Origin of the sequence: Mycobacterium botniense, from assembly GCF_010723305.1 — a bacterium.
In the GTDB taxonomy this organism is placed as follows: domain Bacteria; phylum Actinomycetota; class Actinomycetes; order Mycobacteriales; family Mycobacteriaceae; genus Mycobacterium; species Mycobacterium botniense.
The window spans coordinates 426,496-443,573 of sequence record NZ_BLKW01000002.1; the positions used below are offsets into that span (position 1 = coordinate 426,496).

Genomic DNA, 17,078 nt, shown 5'->3' on the forward strand with positions numbered 1-17,078 from the left:
CCACGCACATCCCTAGCGATCGGCCACGCAGCGAAAACCGATGTGGGTGGTGGCGCTGTCTTGCGACTGCGGGGAGCGCGCTGCCGGCCGGTAGCGGTGACAGTACTCGGGCGCGCACAGGTGCGAGCCGCCCTTCAGCGTCTGGCTGATCGTGGGGTCGGCGGGACCCGGCGGTGCACAGCACGGTTTCGGCGGCTGGTTGAGCCGGTGATGCGCCGAGAACTCGGTGGCTGTCCACTCCCAGACATTGCCGATCATGTCCAGCAGTCCGAACCCGTTGGGCGGGAATGTGCCCACCGGGGAGGTGCCCACCCAGCCGCGAGCGCCGTCGTTGCGGTACGGGAACGCGCCCTGCCAGGTATTGGCCATCAGCTGCCCGCCCGGTTTCTCCTCGTCACCCCACGGGTAGGTCGTGGTGGCTCCGCCGCGGGCCGCAAACTCCCACTCGGCCTCGGTGGGCAGCCGCCGCCCGGCCCAGCGCGCGTATGCTGCGGCATCCGGGTAGGCGACGTGCACGACGGGGTGATCGGCTTTGCCCGCGAGATCGCTGGCCGGTCCATAGGGGTGTCGCCAGTTCGCACCCGGTGCCCAGTGCCACCACTGGCGCCAGTCGCGCAGGTCGACCGGGCCGGGTGTCGGGCGGAACACCATGGCGCCGGGCTGCAGGGCACCAGGATCCGCTCCCGGGTAGAGCGCGGGATCGATCGGTTGTTCGGCGACCGTCACATAGCCTGTTGCGGCGACGAATTCGGCGAACTGCGCATTGGTCACCGGATGGCGCTCCACCGCGAATGCGCGCACGGTCACGGTGTGGATCGGTGCCTCTTCCGGGTAGAAGCTGGTCGAGCCCATGCGAAACGATCCACCCGGCAGGTCGACCAACTCGGTGAGCATGGTTTCAGGGTATGACGACGGCGAACCCCGGCCTCACCGCGGTTTTCGCCGCGCCGAATCCGGAGGCGCCGACCTCATCGGCAGCTCAGTCACGCGCAAACGCAAGCGCCAGTTTCTTTTCCAGGTCTTCATATCGTGAGCCGGCGATGTCGACGGTGACCTGTGCGATTGTCCCGCCGGTGAACGCGTACGGAGCTTTGTACCGGCGGGACACCGCCGAACCGCTGTTGCGTCCGACGGTGATGGTGGCACCGGCCAATCCGAACGTGCCGGGCTGCGTTTTCATATCCGGCACCGTCACGACCGCGGCGTCATCGATGAACAGCCTGGCCTCACCCAGCGGGGTGTGGCTGTTCTGCACTGTTCCGGTGCGGGTATAGCAGATGCCGAACAGATGCCGGCCGAGCGGCACAGGCGCGGGTGATGACAGCAGTTGCTCCTGCTCACCGAGAAAGTTGTAGACGTAATGCAGCCGCCCGTCTTGGATGAACAGCACATGGCCACCGTGCGCGCCGCCCTGCTTGAACAACACTCCCTCCGCGCCGGTACTTTCGACGGTCACGTCGGCCAACACGGAAAACGATTGACCGCGCAACTCGGCGCCGGCGCCCATGCCCACCTCGGCGGCGCCCGGGTAATAGACATAGGTTGTTCGTTCGCCGACCAAATACGGGCGCCAGCGCGTCATCGTTTCCATGATGTTCAGATCCGCCAACGGCAGCCCGTTGTACTTGGCGGCCTCGGAGAACCACAACGCTTTGAGTTCTTCGAGTTTATCGGGATACTCGGCGGCCAGGTCGTGGCACTGGCTGCGGTCTGCCTCGATGTGAAACAGTTCCCAACGGTCGGCATCGAAATGCGACCAGCCCGCTGGTGCGGCGGCGCGCACAGTGTTGGCGAACCAGCCTTTGTGCCAGATTCCCCGGGTGCCCAGCATGGTGTAGAACTGGGTGTCCTTACCGGTGGCGGCCTTCGGATCGTCAAGCGCTGCTTTGAAACTCACCCCGTCGAGCGGTTTCTGTGGAATACCCTTGACAGTCTGCGGCGGAGCCATATTCAGCAGGTCGTAGACCGTCGGGGTGATGTCGCAGACATTGATGTAGCTGTCGCACACCTTTCCGTGCGCCGCAATGCCGTTGGGCCAGGAGATGATCGCCGCGTCGGCGATGCCACCCTCATGCGAGGCGTAGCGTTTGAACAACTTGTAGGGCGTGTTGAACGCCATCGCCCACCCGATCGGGTAGTGGTTGTAGGTTTCCGGGCCGCCGAGACGGTCGAGGAACTTCATGCTCTCTTCGACGGTGTCGATGTAACCGTTGAAGAATTTCGTCTCGTTCACCGACCCGTTCGGGCCGCCTTCCCCGCTGGCACCGTTATCGGAGATCACCACAATAATGGTGTTGTCGAGCTGACCGGAGTGCTCGAGATAGTCCAGGATGCGGCCAATCTGGGCGTCGGTGTAGCTCAGGAAACCGGCGAAAACCTCAGCCATCCGGCAAAACAGCTTTTTTTCGTCAGCGCTGAGCGAATCCCACGGCCGCACCGTGTCCTGCAGCGGCCACGGTTCGCCCTGGGGACCTTTCACATCGCGATAGGGGTTCATCGGCGACAGTTCAGTACCCGGCGGCACGATGCCCATCGACTTCTGGCGTTCCAGCACAATTTCTCGGTAACGCTCGTAACCCATGTCGAAGCGGCCGGCGTAGGTGTCGGCCCACTCTGTGAAGACGTGATGGGGGGCATGCCCGGCGCCGGGGCACAGATAGGCGAACCACGGTTTGTCGGGCGCGATCACCTTGGCGTCCCGGATGAACTCGATCGTCTTGTCGGCAAGATCCTTTGACAGGTGATAGCCGTCTTCGGGGCCGGCCGGGGGTGGCACCGGGTGATTGTCATAAACCAAGTCCGGATACCACTGGTCGGTTTCGCCGCCCAAGAAACCGTAGAACCGTTCAAAGCCGCGTGAAAGCGGCCAGTGCCGCTTGGTCGACGCCAGGTTGGACTCCTCCAGCGGCGTCAGATGCCATTTGCCAATGCAGTACGTGTTGTAACCGCGTTCGGCCAGCACTTCCGACAGCAAAGCAGTGTCGGCGGGAATACGCCCGTGACAGTTCGGGAAACCGTCGGTGAATTCTTCGATCGTCGCCATTCCGACCGTGGTCGCGTTGCGTCCGGTCAGCAGTGACGCCCGCGTCGGGGAGCACAGCGCGGTGGTGTGGAATTGCGATAGGCGCACACCGCGTTCGGCGATCCGGCTCATCGCCGGCATGTCCACCAGCCCGCCAAAACAATCCCACGTCGCGATTCCGACGTCGTCCCACACCAGGTAGAGGATATTGGGTGCGTCTGCGGGCGCGGTCGGCGCCGCGAACGGACCCCAGTCGGGCTCAGAGTCACGAATGTCCAGCTCGATCCTGCCCTGAAACTCAGTAGCCATCAGCAGCTCCATTCCCCGCGCGTGTGGGCGTCACACCTGCCGGTGCGGCGAGCTTATACCGGCCTGATCCCCGCCGCCTGCCAAAGGGAGGCCGATCGGCATGCTCAATAGGGCGGTCGTAGCAAAAGCGGGCGCCCCCGAGGGCAGTCGGGGCTTATTTCGCCTTCTCCAGGATTTCCACCAGCCGCCACCGCTTGGTCGCCGACAACGGGCGGGTCTCCATCAACGACACCCGGTCACCCACGCTGGCGATGCCGTTCTCGTCGTGAGCCTTGACCTTTTTGGTGGTGCGGATGATCTTGCCGTAGAGCGGGTGTTTCACCCGGTCCTCCAACTCGACCACGATGGTCTTTTGCATCTTGTCGCTGACGACGTAGCCGATCCGGGTCTTACGGCGACCGCGGGGCTTGGGGGTGCGCGGAGTGTGCTTAGGCCCCTTCTCCTTCGGTGCGGCGGTGTCGCCGCCGTTCTGCGGTGCTGCGGCGGCGGTCTTCGTCGCGGTCTTCTTCGGCGCAGCCTTCGAGCCGGTCTTGGCCTCTGCCATCACGATTCCTCACTTTCCGGCCCCGAGGCCAGGCCCAGCTCCCGCTCCCGCAGCACCGTATAGATGCGGGCTATTTCCCGGCGAACCACCCGGAGTCGGCGGTTGTTATTCAGCTGCCCGGTCGCCATCTGGAATCGCAGATTGAACAGCTCCTCCTTGGATTCCCGCAAGCGTTCCATCAACTCCTCGTCGGTGAGCTCACGCAGTTCGCCGGCGGAAACTCCTAGTGCCATCAGAACTGCTCCTCTCGGGTCACAATGCGGGCCTTGATCGGCAACTTGTGGATTGCCCTGGTCAATGCCGCACGGGCCACGGTCTCGTTGGGATAGCTGAGCTCGAACAGCACCCGTCCCGGTTTCACGTTGGCCACCCACCACTCGGGCGAGCCTTTCCCCGAACCCATCCGTGTTTCGGCAGGCTTTTTCGTCAACGGACGGTCCGGGAAGATGTTGATCCACACCTTGCCGCCGCGCTTGATGTGCCGGTTAATGGCAATACGCGCGGACTCGATCTGGCGGTTGGTGATGTAGGCGTGTTCCAGGGCCTGGATACCATAGTCGCCGAAGCTCACCGCCGTACCGCCGCTGGCAATTCCGCGTTGGCGTGGATGATGCTGCTTGCGGTGTTTAACCTTGCGGGGAATCAACATAATTTAGCTCTCCGTGCTCTGCATCTGGGCCGGCTCGCCGATCACCGTCGCTTCGTCAGTGCTCGGAGCGCCCTGCCCGGCTTCGGTGGTACCGGCGGCTGCAGTGCCCGCAGCGCCGCTACGGCGGGGCCGTGTGGCCGAGGGCCGCTCACGGCGAGAACGCTCGGCGCCCGCTGGGGCCGGGGCAGCCAATTCGCGTTTGCCCCCGACGACATCGCCTTTATAGATCCACACTTTCACACCGATGCGGCCGAACGTGGTTTTCGCCTCGTACAACCCGTAGTCGATGTCGGCGCGCAGCGTGTGCAGCGGGACCCGGCCTTCCCGGTAAAACTCCGAGCGGCTCATCTCGGCACCACCAAGCCGCCCCGAGCACTGCACCCGGATGCCTTTGACGTTGGGCTGACGCATTGCTGACTGAATCGCTTTGCGCATGGCGCGCCGGAACGCCACCCGGTTGCTCAACTGTTCAGCGACTCCCTGGGCTACCAACTGGGCCTGTGATTCAGGATTTTTCACTTCAAGAATGTTGAGCTGCACCTGCTTACCGGTCAGCTTCTCTAAATCGGCACGGATGCGGTCGGCTTCGGTGCCGCGGCGGCCGATGACGATGCCGGGGCGGGCGGTGTGGATGTCCACGCGAACGCGGTCGCGGGTCCGCTCAATCTCCACGTCGGCGATACCCGCGCGCTCCAGCCCAGTGTGCAGCAACCGCCGAATCGCAACGTCTTCTTTGATGTATTCGGCATACTGCTTGTCGGCGTACCAGCGGGACTTCCAGTCGGTGGTGATGCCGAGACGAAAGCCGTGCGGGTTGATCTTCTGGCCCACTAGCGCGAGCCTCCCTTCGCTTCAGAAGTCTGCGAGCTTGTCGCCGACGGTTCCGTGGATTTCGCGGCGGCGCGTTTCTGGGCCGGCTGCTTGGTGGCCGCCTTCTTCGTGGGCGCTTTCTCGGCCGCCTTGCTGGCCGCCTTGGTGGCCGGCTTCTTCGTGGGCGCTTTCTCGGCCGCCTTGCTGGCCGCCTTGCTGGCTTGGGCACGGCGGGCCCGCGACGACTGCAGCGATCGCCGGTTGCTGACCGGCCGGCTTTCGACCACCACGGTGATGTGGCTGGTGCGCCGGCGGATCCGGAACGCGCGGCCCTGCGCGCGCGGACGGATCCGCTTGGCCGTGGGGCCTTCGTCCGCGTAGACGGTGGCAACCACCAGGCTGTCCGGATCCAGGCCGTTGTTGTTCTGGGCGTTGGCCGCAGCGCTGGCGATCACCTTGGCCACCGGTTTACTGGCCGCCTGCGGCGCCCACCGCAGGATGTCGAGTGCATCCGAGACCGGTTTGCCGCGCACCAGGTCGATCACCCGGCGGGCCTTACTCGCGGACACCCGCACAAACCGCGCTTTGGCGACAGCAGACGGAAATTCGGTGGTGGTCATCGCCGCTTGCTCTTCCGGTCGTCTTTGATATGGCCTTTGAAGGTGCGCGTCGGTGCAAATTCACCGAGTTTGTGACCCACCATTGCCTCGGTGATGAACACCGGGACGTGCTTGCGTCCATCGTGCACGGCGAACGTATGCCCGATGAAGTCCGGAATAATCGTCGACCGTCTCGACCAGGTCTTGATGACCTGCTTGGTGTTCTTCTCGTTTAGCGCATCGACCTTCTTGAGCAGATGGTCGTCGACGAATGGACCCTTCTTCAGGCTGCGTGGCATAACTACTCCCCGACTTCCTAGCGTGAGTGCTTCTTGCCGGTGCGCCGACGTCGAACGATGAGCTTGTCGCTCAGCTTGTGTCGCTTACGAGTCCGTCCCTCGGGCTTCCCCCAGGGGCTGACCGGGTGACGCCCGCCGGAGGTTTTACCCTCGCCGCCGCCGTGCGGGTGATCAACCGGATTCATGACAACACCGCGCACCGAGGGCCGCCTGCCCTTCCACCGCATCCGGCCGGCTTTGCCCCAGTTGATATTTGCCTGCTCAGCGTTGCCCACCTCGCCGACGGTGGCGCGACAGCGCACGTCGACGCGGCGGATTTCACCGCTGGGCATGCGCAGCGAGGCGTAACTGCCCTCTTTACCGAGCAACTGAATGCTCGAACCCGCCGCGCGAGCGAGCTTGGCGCCACCGCCCGGCCGCAGCTCCACGGCGTGAATCAAGGTACCCGCCGGAATGTTGCGCAACGGCAGATTGTTGCCCGGCTTGATGTCCGCGTTGGGGCCTGACTCCAACACATCTCCCTGTGAAATACCTTGCGGCGCAATGATATAACGCTTTTCCCCGTCGAAGTAATGGAGCAACGCGATATTCGCGGTGCGGTTCGGGTCGTATTCGATGTGGGCGACTTTGGCGTTGACGCCGTCTTTGTCGTTGCGGCGGAAGTCGATGATCCGGTAGGCGCGCTTGTGTCCCCCACCTCGGTGGCGCGTGGTGATCCGGCCGTGCGCGTTGCGTCCACCACGGCTGTGCAGGGGACGTACCAACGACTTTTCCGGATGCGAGCGTGTAATTTCCGCGAAATCGGACACACTGGCACCACGACGGCCGGGAGTCGTGGGCTTGTACTTGCGAATTGCCATGTCGGTAAGGTCTTCCTTCTCTCAGCTAGACCGGTGCTCCGAACAGGTCGATCGGCTTGCTGCCGGGTGCCAGCGTCACGATGGCGCGTTTCGTGTTCTTACGCTTGCCGTATCCGGTCCTGGTGCGTTTACGCTTGCCCTGCCGATTTGCGGTATTCACCGACGCAACCTTGACGGAAAAGATCTTTTCGACAGCGATCTTGATCTGCGTTTTGTTCGAATCGGGATGTACCAGGAAGGTGTAGACGTTATCGTCGATCATCGCGTAGGACTTCTCCGAGATGACCGGTGCGAGGATGATGTCGCGGGGATCGGTGAGAGTCGCCATCAGGCCGACACCTCCTGGGCCTTCTCCGTGTTGGCGGCGATATAGGTAGTGAGGGCCGCGACGGAAAACACCACGTCGTCGGCGCGAAGCACGTCGTAGGTATTGAGCTGGTCCGGCGCCACGATGTGCACTCCAGGCAGGTTGCGTACACTTTTCGCGCCGATCTCATCATCGCGCCCGATAACCACGAGCACCTGTTTACGAGTTGTCAGCGTGCCCAGGAAAGCTTTCGCGCTCTTGGTCGAGGGTTTCTCCCCGGACACCAACTCGGTGACCGCGTGGATTCTGCCGTTGCGCGCCCGGTCGGAAAGCGCTCCGCGCAAGGCCGCTGCGATCATCTTCTTCGGTGTGCGCTGGCGGTAATCGCGCGGCTTGGGGCCGTGCACGATCCCCCCGCCGGTGAACTGCGGCGCGCGCACCGAACCTTGCCGCGCCCGGCCGGTACCCTTCTGCCGGTAGGGTTTGCGACCCCCGCCGCGAACCTCCCCGCGCGTTTTGGTCGAGTGCGTGCCTTGCCTCGCGGCCGCGAGCTGCGCGGTGACCACCTGGTGCATCAGCGCGATATTGGCCGGGGCGTCGAACAGCTCAGCCGGCAGCTCGATGGAGCCGTCGACTTTGCCGTCCGGTGTTTTCACGTCGATCGTCAAGGTATGGGAAGCCATTACTTCTCACCTCGTTTGATCGCGCTGCGGACCATGACGAGCCCGCCCACGCGCCCGGGCACCGCCCCTTTGATCAGCAGTACGCCGTTCTCGGCATCAACTTTGTGCACCACCAGGTTCTGTACGGTCACCCGTTTGTTGCCCATCCGGCCGGCCATCCGGGTGCCTTTGAACACCCGTGCCGGGGTCGCACAGCCGCCGATGGAGCCCGGACGGCGGTGCACCGCCTGGGCGCCGTGGGCAGCGCCCTGACCACGGAACCCGTGCCGTTTCATGGTGCCGGCAAAACCCTTACCCTTGGAGGTCCCGGTGATATCGACGTAGCTGCCATCGGTGAAGATCGCGGCGGTCAGCTCCTGGCCGACCTGGTACTCGGCCGCTGCTTGCGGGTCGTCGAGTCGCAGTTCAGCCAGGTGGCGGCGCGGGTTGACACCCGCGGCGGCGTATTGACCGGCCAGCGGCTTGGTGACTTTCCGTGGGCTGATATCACCGTAAGCCAGCTGCACTGCGCTATAGCCATCGCGTTCCGGGGTGCGAATCCGGGTCACCACGTTGGGCCCGGCCTTGACCACCGTCACCGGAACAACCCTGTTGTTCTCGTCGAACACCTGTGTCATGCCCAGCTTGGTGCCCAGGATGCCTTTTCGTGCCATCGGTCTGCGAACTCCTACTGGATGTTGACGTCGACGCTGGCCGGCAAGTCGATGCGCATCAGCGCGTCAACCGTCTTGGGTGTCGGGTCGAGGATGTCGATCAGCCGCTTGTGGGTGCGCATTTCGAAGTGCTCTCGCGAGTCCTTGTATTTGTGCGGGGAGCGGATCACGCAGTACACGTTTTTTTCGGTCGGCAGCGGCACCGGGCCGACCACGCTGGCGCCCGTGCGCACGACAGTCTCCACGATCTTGCGCGCCGATGCGTCAATCGCCTCGTGGTCGTAGGCCTTGAGCCTGATGCGGATCTTCTGTCCCGCCACGCTTTCCTACCTCGCTCCTGCCTGGGTTCGGTGTCCGGTCGCCCACCCCGGGCAGCGGGGTGCCGAGCTGGACGTCGTGCCACTATTTACCTGTCCTGGTGCACCGGTCCCGCGGCCGGGTGTGTCACCCGCGTGCAGCCTCATCCGCGGCCGAAATTCATCGCGCTTCGAGGATGGGACCGGACGCGCCCGTGCGGGCGCCGGTCGTATGCCCGACCAGGTGCAAACCCGGCGCAAGGCAACCTGAACAGTATGCCCTAGATCATGGTATCGGCCAAATCTCCGGCCCGCGCAGACGGCTATGGCTCGCCCCGATGGCGCCGGGCATGGCGTGCTGGCTGTCGGACTCCGCACTAGGGTGCGTCGGTATGGCCGGCTCAACCAGCGCCGATGCGGCCAGCATGGGATGCGCGGCCACCGCACGGCTGACCCGGCGACACCAGCCCGTTCCCGGCGACACCGCGATACCCGGTTCCGCGCCACCGCACGGCGTGTCATCGCTTGCCCTTAAGCGTCGCCCAGAACGGGCATTGATGTGACTCCGCGAAGTCGGTGACGACGCGGCTGCCGTCGGGGCGCAACTGCATCCACGGTGAGTGGGCCGGGTCACGGCTCACCGCAGGCCAGTCGGGTTGGCCGGCCGCGTCCGGCGCCCCGGCGGTCACGAATCGGCTCCAGTAGTCGATCATCTGATCCGACAGCTGGCGCTGGGCGGGACTCAGCGGCGGGGCGCCGCCAACGGTGAACAGGTACCGCAGCTCCAGCGAGTGGCTGGCGCCAACCGGAAAAGGGACGTGGCGCAACGGCTCCGGGGCAGGTGCGTCGCGGTCATCGAACTCGTAGGCATACACCGGCGCCCGGCGGCCCAACATGTCAGCCATGCGATCAGCCACGCACGCGAAGACGCCGTCGGTCACCGCCGACGAATAGGCCAGTGACACATTCCCGCCGTACCGCTCGGGTGGATAATGCGCCAGCACGGTGTGGCTGTCGGCGCCGAAAACATCAGCCAGCTGGCGCGGATACTCGGCCGCCGTCATCGCCTGGCCCAGCCGCAGATAACGCAACGCGGTAAACATGGTGAACTCGTCATGGGTGGTGCCGATCAGCACCGGAACCCGGGCAGCACGGCCGGCGCCGAACGCCGCGACCGGGTCGGCCGGCAACACCGCTGTCCCGGTGACCGGGCCCGAGAGCGCATTGGCGTCCCCGATGTGGGAGTACCACAGCGGCCGGGCCAGCGCGGTCGCGGGCAGCGCGCGCAGGCACTGCGCGGCGGTTGCGGGGTCGCGGCAGCCCGCCGACGCGGCGTAGTCGACGCTGATGCGCTGCGCGTTGGTCAGCTCGGCCTGCACCTGACACGGGCCACTTTGGATGATCGCGGCCCGGAAGAGCCCCGCCGAACCCGGCGCCACCAGATGGTCACACACCGACATGGCTCCTGCGGACTCGCCGGCGATCGTGACTTTGTCCGGGTCACCGCCGAATTCAGCGATATTGTCGTGCACCCAGCGCAGCGCGGCCTGCTGATCGGCCAGCCCATAGTTGCCGACATCGGCGCCCGGGCCCAATGCGGGGTGGGCCAGAAAGCCCAACGCGCCCAGGCGGTAGTTGATGCTGACCACCACGATATGCCCACGACCGGCCAGCCGCCGCGCGTTATAGAGGTCCCCGCTGCCGTTGACGAACCCGCCGCCGTGAATCCAGACCATCACCGGGCGTTTATCCGCGCCGGCCGGCGGTGTCCAGACGTTGAGGGTCAGGCAGTCCTCGCTGGTGGCCCTGACCGAACCGCGCTCATGAGCGGTTTCTTGCACACACTGTGGCCCCGGCTTGCTGCCGTCCCGCATTCCCGGCCACGGCGCAACCGGCTGAGGCGGCTGCCAGCGCAGCGTCCCCACCGGCGGCGCCGCATACGGAATGCCTTGGAACAGCCGGTAATCCGCGGCGACCATACCGCGCACGAACCCGGCGGCGGTGCGCACCACGCCGGCATCAACCTGCCCGGAGCGGGCCAGTCCCGCCGGGGATGTCGCACTACCGCCGCTGCTGCCGCAGCCGGCCACCAGCACCGCCGTCGCTACCAGCGCCACGGCGCATCCCCACAGACGACCAGCCGATCCGACCTGCACAAAAGCCGAGCCTAGGACAAACAGCCGACGGCGGGTCGCCAGCAGCCCCACCCGCGCCACGGCGCCGCCCGCCCGGTCGAACACGCTAACCTGACACACAACAACGTGCGGCCCGAGGAGCGGTGATGAGCACACCCATCGTCGACGAAGCTGCCAAAGTCTTCGCCGACCCGACCGCCTACGCCGACGAGCCGCGGCTGCACGCGGCGCTGACCCACCTGCGCGCCCACGCGCCGGTGTCGCTGGTGGACTGTCCGCCGTACCGGCCATTTTGGGCGGTGACCAAACACGCCGACATCATGGAGATCGAGCGGAACAATGATCTTTGGATCAATGCGCCCCGGCCGCTGCTGCAGACCGCGGAAAACGATGACATCGCGCAAGCGCAGCTCGATGCGGGGATGGGGCTGCGGACCCTGATCCACATGGACGACCCCCAACACCGGATGGTGCGGGCGATCGGCGCGGACTGGTTTCGGCCCAAGGCAATGCGGGCGCTGAAGGTCCGTGTCGACGAGCTGGCCAAGATCTACGTCGACAAGATGCGCGACGCCGGCACCGAATGCGACTTCGTCCAGGAGGTCGCCGTCAACTACCCGCTCTACGTCATCATGTCGCTGCTGGGCCTGCCGGAATCGGATTTCCCGCGAATGCTGCGGCTGACCCAGGAGCTCTTCGGCGGGGACGACACCGAGTTCCGCCGCGGTAGCACCCCCGAAGAACAACTCCAGGTTCTGCTGGACTTCTTCGACTACTTCAACCGGCTCACCGCGTCACGGCGCGAGCACCCGACCGAGGACCTGGCGTCGGCGATCGCCAACGCCCGCATCGACGGCGAACCGCTCTCCGACGTCGACACCGTTTCCTACTACGTGATCATCGCCACCGCCGGACATGACACCACCAGCGCGACGATCGCCGGCGGGCTGCACGCCCTGATCGACAACCCCGACCAGCGCCGCCGCCTCGCCGACAACCTCGATCTGATGCCGCTGGCCACCGAGGAAATGATCCGCTGGGTGACCCCGGTCAAGGAGTTCATGCGCACCGCCACCGCGGACACCACCGTGCGCGGTGTGCCCATCGCCAAAGGCGAGTCGGTGTATTTGTCGTACGTCTCGGCCAACCGGGACGAGGAGGTGTTCGAGGAGCCGTTCCGCTTCGACGTCGGGCGAGACCCCAACAAGCACCTGGCGTTCGGGCACGGGGTGCATTTCTGCCTGGGTGCGGCCCTGGCGCGCATGGAGGTCAGCAGCTTTTTCACCGAGCTGGTGCCGCGGCTGAAATCGATTGAGTTGAACGGGGAGCCAGAGCTCATCTCCACGGTATTCGTGGGCGGGCTCAAGCACCTGCCGATCCGCTACCAGCTGCGTTGACTCCGGTCCGGGCAGCCTCAGCAGCCCGGCGCTGCACAGACAAAAACCCGTCGACGGCCGCGCGCACACACTCGCGGTAGTCGAAATCGGGCAGGGTGGAAAGCCGGCCCACCACCAGCGGACCGAGCAGCAGCGCAATCGCGCGGGAGCGGTCGATCTCGCCCAGCTCGGCGGCCTCCGGGCTGTCGAATATCGCGTCGAATGGGGCGGTGTACTGCTGAACGATGCGTTCGCGCAACGTGGTGATCGCTGCGCTACCGCCGACATCAGCGTGATGAGCCGGTGGCACCTGGTGCAGGTCGGGTCCCAACGCCAGCCAGGACATCGCGGTCAGCATGCCCGGCGCTTCGGCGATCAATTCCGCCTGGGCTTGCAGCAAAACGATCAGCCGGTCCCGCAGCGAACCCTCGTCGGGGGGCATCGGCGCCGGCGGGATCAAGCTGTTGAACGCTGCCGCCAGCAGATCATTTGCGCTGGGGAAGTGACGATACAGCGTCGCCCGGGCCACATTGGCGCCCCGGGTGACCGCATCGATCGTCACCGCGCTGGGCCCCCCGGAACGCAGCAGCGCGGTGGCAGCCTCGAGCAAACGGGCTCGAGAGCGGGCCGGACGAGGATCGCTGCCGCCGCCGATGTGCGCCACCTCCCACAGACGACCAGGACTTCCGGTCTATTTCCCATACTGACAGCCCCGACACGCCCCCGGCCACCGGAACACGACGTGTGCCCGTCGGCGATCCACTCGCCCGGTCTGACCAGCGTACCGAGCGGAGAGCGTCGGCGGTTGCACCCGGTATCCGGGCGGCGGCGACGGCTACCCGGTGGCGCGGGCTCGGCACTGTCGGCACAGCGACTGTCGGGCTGGCACCCGGAGTCATGCAATGAACTCCGCGGCGCGGTGCGCCAGCATGACGATGGTCGCGTATGGGCCCCGGCTGGTAATCCTCGGCAGCACAGAGCCGTCGATTACCCACAGGTTGTCGACGCCGCGGACCCGGCAGCGCTCGTCGACGACGGCGCGCGGATCCGGCTCTGGTCCTACCGGCGCGCTACCGCACAAATGTTGCGACGTCGACCACCTGGGCGGACCGACAACCGTTGCAGCACCGATGAGTTCGCGAACTAACTCGACGCCCCGGCGCAGCACCGCAACATCACCAGCCACGGCGTCGTAACGATGTTCAATGCGTGGCGGCACCTGAGGGTCGGCGCTGAGCAGGCTGATGCGGCCCCGGGACTGAGGTTGCATCAGCGCGACCCCGATATGCGGCCAGTCCGGATCCCGACGATCACCGGTCATCGCAGCGAATCCACTTGTGTATGGCCTGATCTCGATGTAATCGTCGGTGCTCAACACCACTTCCAGGACCGGGCGCCCGGCAGCGCCGGTCCAGTTCATCGGCAACACCCATTCGGGATGGTCACTGCACTCCTGACCCACCGGCAGCGGTGCTACCACATTGACGCCGGCAGCCCGCAGCATGGATGGCTCACCGATACCGGACAGCATTAGCAGATGTGCCGACTCGATAGCTCCAGCGCACAACACGATTCGATCGGACGTTAGCCTCAGTGGACGTCCGGCACTGACAGCGTCGACACCCACGGCCCGCATGTCCGAGAAAACCAGCCGCACCGCCCGTGTTCGCGTGAGCACTGTCACGTTGGGGCGTCGCAGCGCCGGCACCAAATAGCCCGCCCCGGAGCTGGTCCGCACACCATCGACCACGTTCAGCGGCACGGCGCCGACGCCCGACGGCATCGTGGGCCCGACGTCGTTGAGATCAGCGATCCAGCCGTATCCGGCGCGTTCTGCTGCAGCGATGAAAGCCTCTGAAGGGCCGGTGATCTCGCGCGTCCGACGAACCGGGATCGGGCCACAGCTGCCATGGGCGGGGGTGTCGAAGTCCAGGTCTGTCTCGATCGACCGGAAGTGGTTGAACACGTCCGGCCACGCCCACCCGGGAGCCCAGCCGAAGTCTCGAGGCAAGCCGCGGCAGAAATAACCGCCGTTGACCGCACCGGAACCGCCGAGGGTCGCGCCGCGCACGATCGTCGCCGGACGAGCCGGCCGTTCGGTCAGCTCAGTCTGGTAGCGCCAGACCAGCGGGCTGGCGGCGCCGACGGGCAGTTGCAATCCATTGGTCGTTCGAGCCAGCAGATCAGCTTCGGTGAGTCCAGGCCCCGCCTCGAGCACCATGACCCGGCAGCTTGGGTTGGCTGAAATGCGTTCGGCCAGAACAGATCCAGCGCTGCCGGCCCCGACGATCAGCACATCGCTGTGCGTAGTGGGTAGGCTCAACGCGGCGTTCAGATTCGAATCTGCGGTTTAAGGGCCCCGACGTTGCGCTCGCGCAACACTCCGCACCACAGCCCCGCGCCGTAGGCCAGGTCGTCGAGACGTTTCAGCAGCAGGTAGGACAGCAACCCGATTGGTCGCGCGTCGTCATCGGTGACTCCTCTGCGGTCTATCCAGTCCACCACGCCGTCGACGATGGCCGCGATGATGACAGCCCGGCGGAACTGGCGCGACACGATGGCCGCACACAGCGCAATGGGCCAGTAGTGCCGGCAGATCGCCGAAGCCAGTTGCAGCGCCGCCGACCACAATCCCCGCGCAGCCACCGCCACGACATCCCAGAGCTGGGTGTCGGCGCCCTGCATGGTCGCGGCGATCCGACGGCCCGTCAGGGCAGCGGCGGCGAGCGAGGCCAGGTAGCCGATGCCCGACCCGACGGCCATGAGAACCCACGCGGCCAGTGCCCAGCCGGAGATGACCAGCGGGGCCGTCTTGTCCGGGTGACGTATCGATAACGGAGCCGCTGAGCTGCCGTAGAATGCCCTGCGCGCCAGCCAATCCCGCAATTCAGTGCGATGATCGTGGGCGACCAGCGCGATCGGCTCGTAACGCAGCCGGGCACCGGCTTCGACCAGCCGCCAGCACAAGTCGACATCCTCGCCCGACTGTAGCGTCTCGTCGAACCCGCCAATGTCGCGAAGCATTGACGTGCGGCAGATTATTGCCGCACTGGGCACATACGAGACCGCGCTGTAGGGGATGACGGGCGCTTCCCGCTGACCGAGATCTAGTGAGGAACGCACAGCCTCGTAGCGGGCCAGAAGATGATCGCTCTGGGTCAGGCTGATAATGCGCGGCGCCACCAACGCCACTGTGGGATCACAAAAATGACCAAGCAAAGCCTCCAGCCAGCCGCGGCGAGGCACCACGTCAGAATCGAGAAATGCCACGAAATCTGTTGTACAATAGGATAATCCAGTATTTCTCGCTGCGGCGGGGCCTCTGCTTCGTGGATGGCGCAGCACTTCGACATCACAGCTCGAACTTGCGTAGTCGTCGGGTTCGACTGGGCGGGACGAGCCGTCGTCTACTATGATGACCCGAAGCCCGCGCAGCGATGTCAACAGCCTGCGCAATCCGGAAGCGTTGTCCCGCACTGGAATTACTATGGTAACGTCTCGATGTGACGGACCGCCGGCGGGCCGGGGATGGGCTACCGTCGCATCGAGCAAGGTGCGAGCCAGCTGTGCGCTCAGAGCATCGTGAACCTTCAAGCGGCCGTCGGAAAGCATTTGTTGTGCCGCCGGGGCCAGCCGCAGCAGCCGGGTCGGAGAGCCCCCGAGCAGCGTGGAGCCGCCGCCGAGCACCCGGACGCGCCGGTCGACCTGCACCGCAAAGCCGTCGGGTAGTCGGCCCGGGGTCATCTCAGCAACCCGTGCACATCAGGCGCCCACCGGGAGATCCGCCGGACACACTCCTCGACCATCTCGCTGAAGATCCGCTCCCCGTCCGCCGCGCTCGACGTGGTCGGGTCTCCGAGTACCCCGACCTCCGTGACCGCCGCCACTCCGCCGCGGCGCATCGAGGGCAACAGCTCGGCAAGGGGCGCGCCGTTGCCGGCGCGCCACCGCTCGGTGAGCACTGCATCAGGTGAAAGGTGCAGCAACACCGAGGTTTCGGTGTGACCGGCATGAGCGTCAGCGCCCGCCACGAAACACGGGCACCATCCCACATCGCGGCCTTCGGATCGCAGCCTACGCACCGCATCGCGCAGCGCGGCGGTGTTGCCGCCGTGACCGTTGATGAACACCAGCCGCTGTGCCCAGCAGGTGGCCGACCGGCCGTACTCGACCAGCAGCGCCGTCAGGGCCGCTGTGCCGATGGAGATCGTTCCGGCGAAGCCCTGGTGTTCGCCGCTGGCGCCGTACGCAATGGCCGGTGCGAGCAGCCAGTGGCGGTCAGCCGGCGAGTCCGCACCCGTCAGGCGGCCCACGACCGCCGAAGCGACCGCGGTCGCGATGCGGGTGTCAGTGTCCAGGGGAAGGTGAGGTCCGTGCTGTTCGGTGGATCCCAGCGGTATCATCAGCGACCTCGGCAAGCTCTCAAGCTCGCTCAATGTCGAGCTCGCGACTTCGCCGAGGACCACCTGCTGGACGGCCACTTGCCGATGGTAAGCCGAATTCACCTGGCGTGCACCGGTTGTTCGTTCATCCGTG

General features: G+C 65.6%; 19 protein-coding genes. 1 reads left to right on the plus strand and 18 read right to left on the minus strand.

Translation table 11 applies throughout. The features are described 5' to 3' along the window. Positions 1-12 precede the first annotated feature (12 nt). The 14 genes from G6N08_RS02265 to G6N08_RS02330 form a co-directional block, all read right to left on the minus strand. Complete coding sequence (locus G6N08_RS02265; RefSeq protein WP_163753848.1) at positions 13-894, minus strand: formylglycine-generating enzyme family protein; 882 nt, start codon at positions 892-894, stop codon at positions 13-15. A gap of 85 nt (positions 895-979) precedes the next feature. Next, positions 980-3,331 carry an arylsulfatase gene (locus G6N08_RS02270; RefSeq protein ID WP_163753849.1) on the minus strand — a complete coding sequence of 784 codons (2,352 nt, stop codon included), beginning with the start codon at positions 3,329-3,331 and terminating at the stop codon, positions 980-982. Between the two features lie 154 nt (positions 3,332-3,485). Next, positions 3,486-3,878, minus strand: coding sequence for a 30S ribosomal protein S17 (rpsQ, locus tag G6N08_RS02275; protein WP_163753851.1), 393 nt, complete (start codon positions 3,876-3,878; stop codon positions 3,486-3,488). Next, positions 3,875-4,108: a 50S ribosomal protein L29 gene (rpmC, locus tag G6N08_RS02280; protein ID WP_163753853.1), complete on the minus strand. Its 234-nt coding sequence runs from the start codon at positions 4,106-4,108 to the stop codon at positions 3,875-3,877. The genes rpsQ and rpmC overlap by 4 nt, the downstream gene beginning before the upstream one ends. Next, on the minus strand, positions 4,108-4,524 hold the full coding sequence (gene rplP, locus G6N08_RS02285; protein ID WP_163753855.1) for a 50S ribosomal protein L16: 417 nt from the start codon (positions 4,522-4,524) through the stop codon (positions 4,108-4,110). The genes rpmC and rplP overlap by 1 nt, the downstream gene beginning before the upstream one ends. A gap of 3 nt (positions 4,525-4,527) precedes the next feature. Then, positions 4,528-5,355 (minus strand): 30S ribosomal protein S3, encoded by an 828-nt coding sequence (gene rpsC, locus G6N08_RS02290; protein ID WP_163753857.1) that lies wholly within the window; start codon positions 5,353-5,355, stop codon positions 4,528-4,530. Then, complete coding sequence (gene rplV / locus G6N08_RS02295) at positions 5,355-5,954, minus strand: 50S ribosomal protein L22 (RefSeq protein ID WP_163753859.1); 600 nt, start codon at positions 5,952-5,954, stop codon at positions 5,355-5,357. The genes rpsC and rplV overlap by 1 nt, the downstream gene beginning before the upstream one ends. Beyond that, the gene (gene rpsS / locus G6N08_RS02300; RefSeq protein WP_163753861.1) at positions 5,951-6,232 is read right to left on the minus strand and encodes a 30S ribosomal protein S19; all 282 of its coding nucleotides are present in this window, start codon (positions 6,230-6,232) and stop codon (positions 5,951-5,953) included. The genes rplV and rpsS overlap by 4 nt, the downstream gene beginning before the upstream one ends. A 17-nt stretch (positions 6,233-6,249) precedes the next feature. Beyond that, positions 6,250-7,092, minus strand: a complete 843-nt coding sequence (rplB, locus tag G6N08_RS02305) for a 50S ribosomal protein L2 (protein WP_163753862.1) — start codon at positions 7,090-7,092, stop codon at positions 6,250-6,252. A 25-nt stretch (positions 7,093-7,117) separates the two neighbouring features. Continuing rightward, complete coding sequence (gene rplW / locus G6N08_RS02310; RefSeq protein ID WP_163753864.1) at positions 7,118-7,420, minus strand: 50S ribosomal protein L23; 303 nt, start codon at positions 7,418-7,420, stop codon at positions 7,118-7,120. After that, on the minus strand, positions 7,420-8,082 hold the full coding sequence (gene rplD / locus G6N08_RS02315; RefSeq protein ID WP_163753866.1) for a 50S ribosomal protein L4: 663 nt from the start codon (positions 8,080-8,082) through the stop codon (positions 7,420-7,422). Before rplD ends, rplW begins: the two co-directional genes overlap by 1 nt. Next, positions 8,082-8,735, minus strand: a complete 654-nt coding sequence (gene rplC, locus G6N08_RS02320) for a 50S ribosomal protein L3 (protein WP_163753868.1) — start codon at positions 8,733-8,735, stop codon at positions 8,082-8,084. The genes rplD and rplC overlap by 1 nt, the downstream gene beginning before the upstream one ends. 14 nt (positions 8,736-8,749) lie before the next feature. After that, positions 8,750-9,055, minus strand: coding sequence for a 30S ribosomal protein S10 (gene rpsJ, locus G6N08_RS02325; protein ID WP_003873519.1), 306 nt, complete (start codon positions 9,053-9,055; stop codon positions 8,750-8,752). A gap of 494 nt (positions 9,056-9,549) precedes the next feature. After that, positions 9,550-11,148 carry a carboxylesterase/lipase family protein gene (locus G6N08_RS02330; RefSeq protein ID WP_246216574.1) on the minus strand — a complete coding sequence of 533 codons (1,599 nt, stop codon included), beginning with the start codon at positions 11,146-11,148 and terminating at the stop codon, positions 9,550-9,552. Positions 11,149-11,312: 164 nt separating this feature from the next. Between G6N08_RS02330 and G6N08_RS02335 the strand changes: the two genes are divergently transcribed. Continuing rightward, entirely contained in the window at positions 11,313-12,563 is a 1,251-nt protein-coding gene (locus G6N08_RS02335; protein ID WP_163753872.1) for a cytochrome P450, read from the plus strand. On the opposite strand, the gene G6N08_RS02340 is transcribed toward G6N08_RS02335, so the two are convergent. From G6N08_RS02340 to mftE, 4 genes are all read right to left on the minus strand, one after another. Continuing rightward, entirely contained in the window at positions 12,529-13,206 is a 678-nt protein-coding gene (locus tag G6N08_RS02340; protein ID WP_163753874.1) for a TetR/AcrR family transcriptional regulator, read from the minus strand. The genes G6N08_RS02335 and G6N08_RS02340 overlap by 35 nt on opposite strands. A 231-nt stretch (positions 13,207-13,437) precedes the next feature. Next, the gene (gene mftG, locus G6N08_RS02345; RefSeq protein WP_163753876.1) at positions 13,438-14,865 is read right to left on the minus strand and encodes a mycofactocin dehydrogenase MftG; all 1,428 of its coding nucleotides are present in this window, start codon (positions 14,863-14,865) and stop codon (positions 13,438-13,440) included. Positions 14,866-14,873: 8 nt separating this feature from the next. Beyond that, positions 14,874-16,286 carry a mycofactocin biosynthesis glycosyltransferase MftF gene (gene mftF, locus G6N08_RS02350; RefSeq protein ID WP_163753878.1) on the minus strand — a complete coding sequence of 471 codons (1,413 nt, stop codon included), beginning with the start codon at positions 16,284-16,286 and terminating at the stop codon, positions 14,874-14,876. After that, a complete protein-coding gene (mftE, locus tag G6N08_RS02355) occupies positions 16,283-17,047 on the minus strand; it encodes a mycofactocin biosynthesis peptidyl-dipeptidase MftE (protein ID WP_163753880.1) in 765 nt (254 codons plus the stop codon). Before mftE ends, mftF begins: the two co-directional genes overlap by 4 nt. Positions 17,048-17,078: the final 31 nt, after the last annotated feature.

Bases quoted from the DNA above. Each gene is read 5' to 3' on its own strand.
- G6N08_RS02265 (WP_163753848.1), bottom strand. From the start codon at position 894: ATGCTCACCGAGTTGGTCGACCTGCCGGGTGGATCGTTTCGCATGGGC.
- G6N08_RS02270 (WP_163753849.1), bottom strand. From the start codon at position 3,331: ATGGCTACTGAGTTTCAGGGCAGGATCGAGCTGGACATTCGTGACTCT.
- rpmC (WP_163753853.1), bottom strand. From the start codon at position 4,108: ATGGCACTAGGAGTTTCCGCCGGCGAACTGCGTGAGCTCACCGACGAG.
- rplP (WP_163753855.1), bottom strand. From the start codon at position 4,524: ATGTTGATTCCCCGCAAGGTTAAACACCGCAAGCAGCATCATCCACGC.
- rplV (WP_163753859.1), bottom strand. From the start codon at position 5,954: ATGACCACCACCGAATTTCCGTCTGCTGTCGCCAAAGCGCGGTTTGTG.
- rpsS (WP_163753861.1), bottom strand. From the start codon at position 6,232: ATGCCACGCAGCCTGAAGAAGGGTCCATTCGTCGACGACCATCTGCTC.
- rplB (WP_163753862.1), bottom strand. From the start codon at position 7,092: ATGGCAATTCGCAAGTACAAGCCCACGACTCCCGGCCGTCGTGGTGCC.
- rplW (WP_163753864.1), bottom strand. From the start codon at position 7,420: ATGGCGACTCTCACCGATCCCCGCGACATCATCCTCGCACCGGTCATC.
- rplD (WP_163753866.1), bottom strand. From the start codon at position 8,082: ATGGCTTCCCATACCTTGACGATCGACGTGAAAACACCGGACGGCAAA.
- rplC (WP_163753868.1), bottom strand. From the start codon at position 8,735: ATGGCACGAAAAGGCATCCTGGGCACCAAGCTGGGCATGACACAGGTG.
- G6N08_RS02335 (WP_163753872.1), top strand. From the start codon at position 11,313: ATGAGCACACCCATCGTCGACGAAGCTGCCAAAGTCTTCGCCGACCCG.
- mftF (WP_163753878.1), bottom strand. From the start codon at position 16,286: ATGACCCCGGGCCGACTACCCGACGGCTTTGCGGTGCAGGTCGACCGG.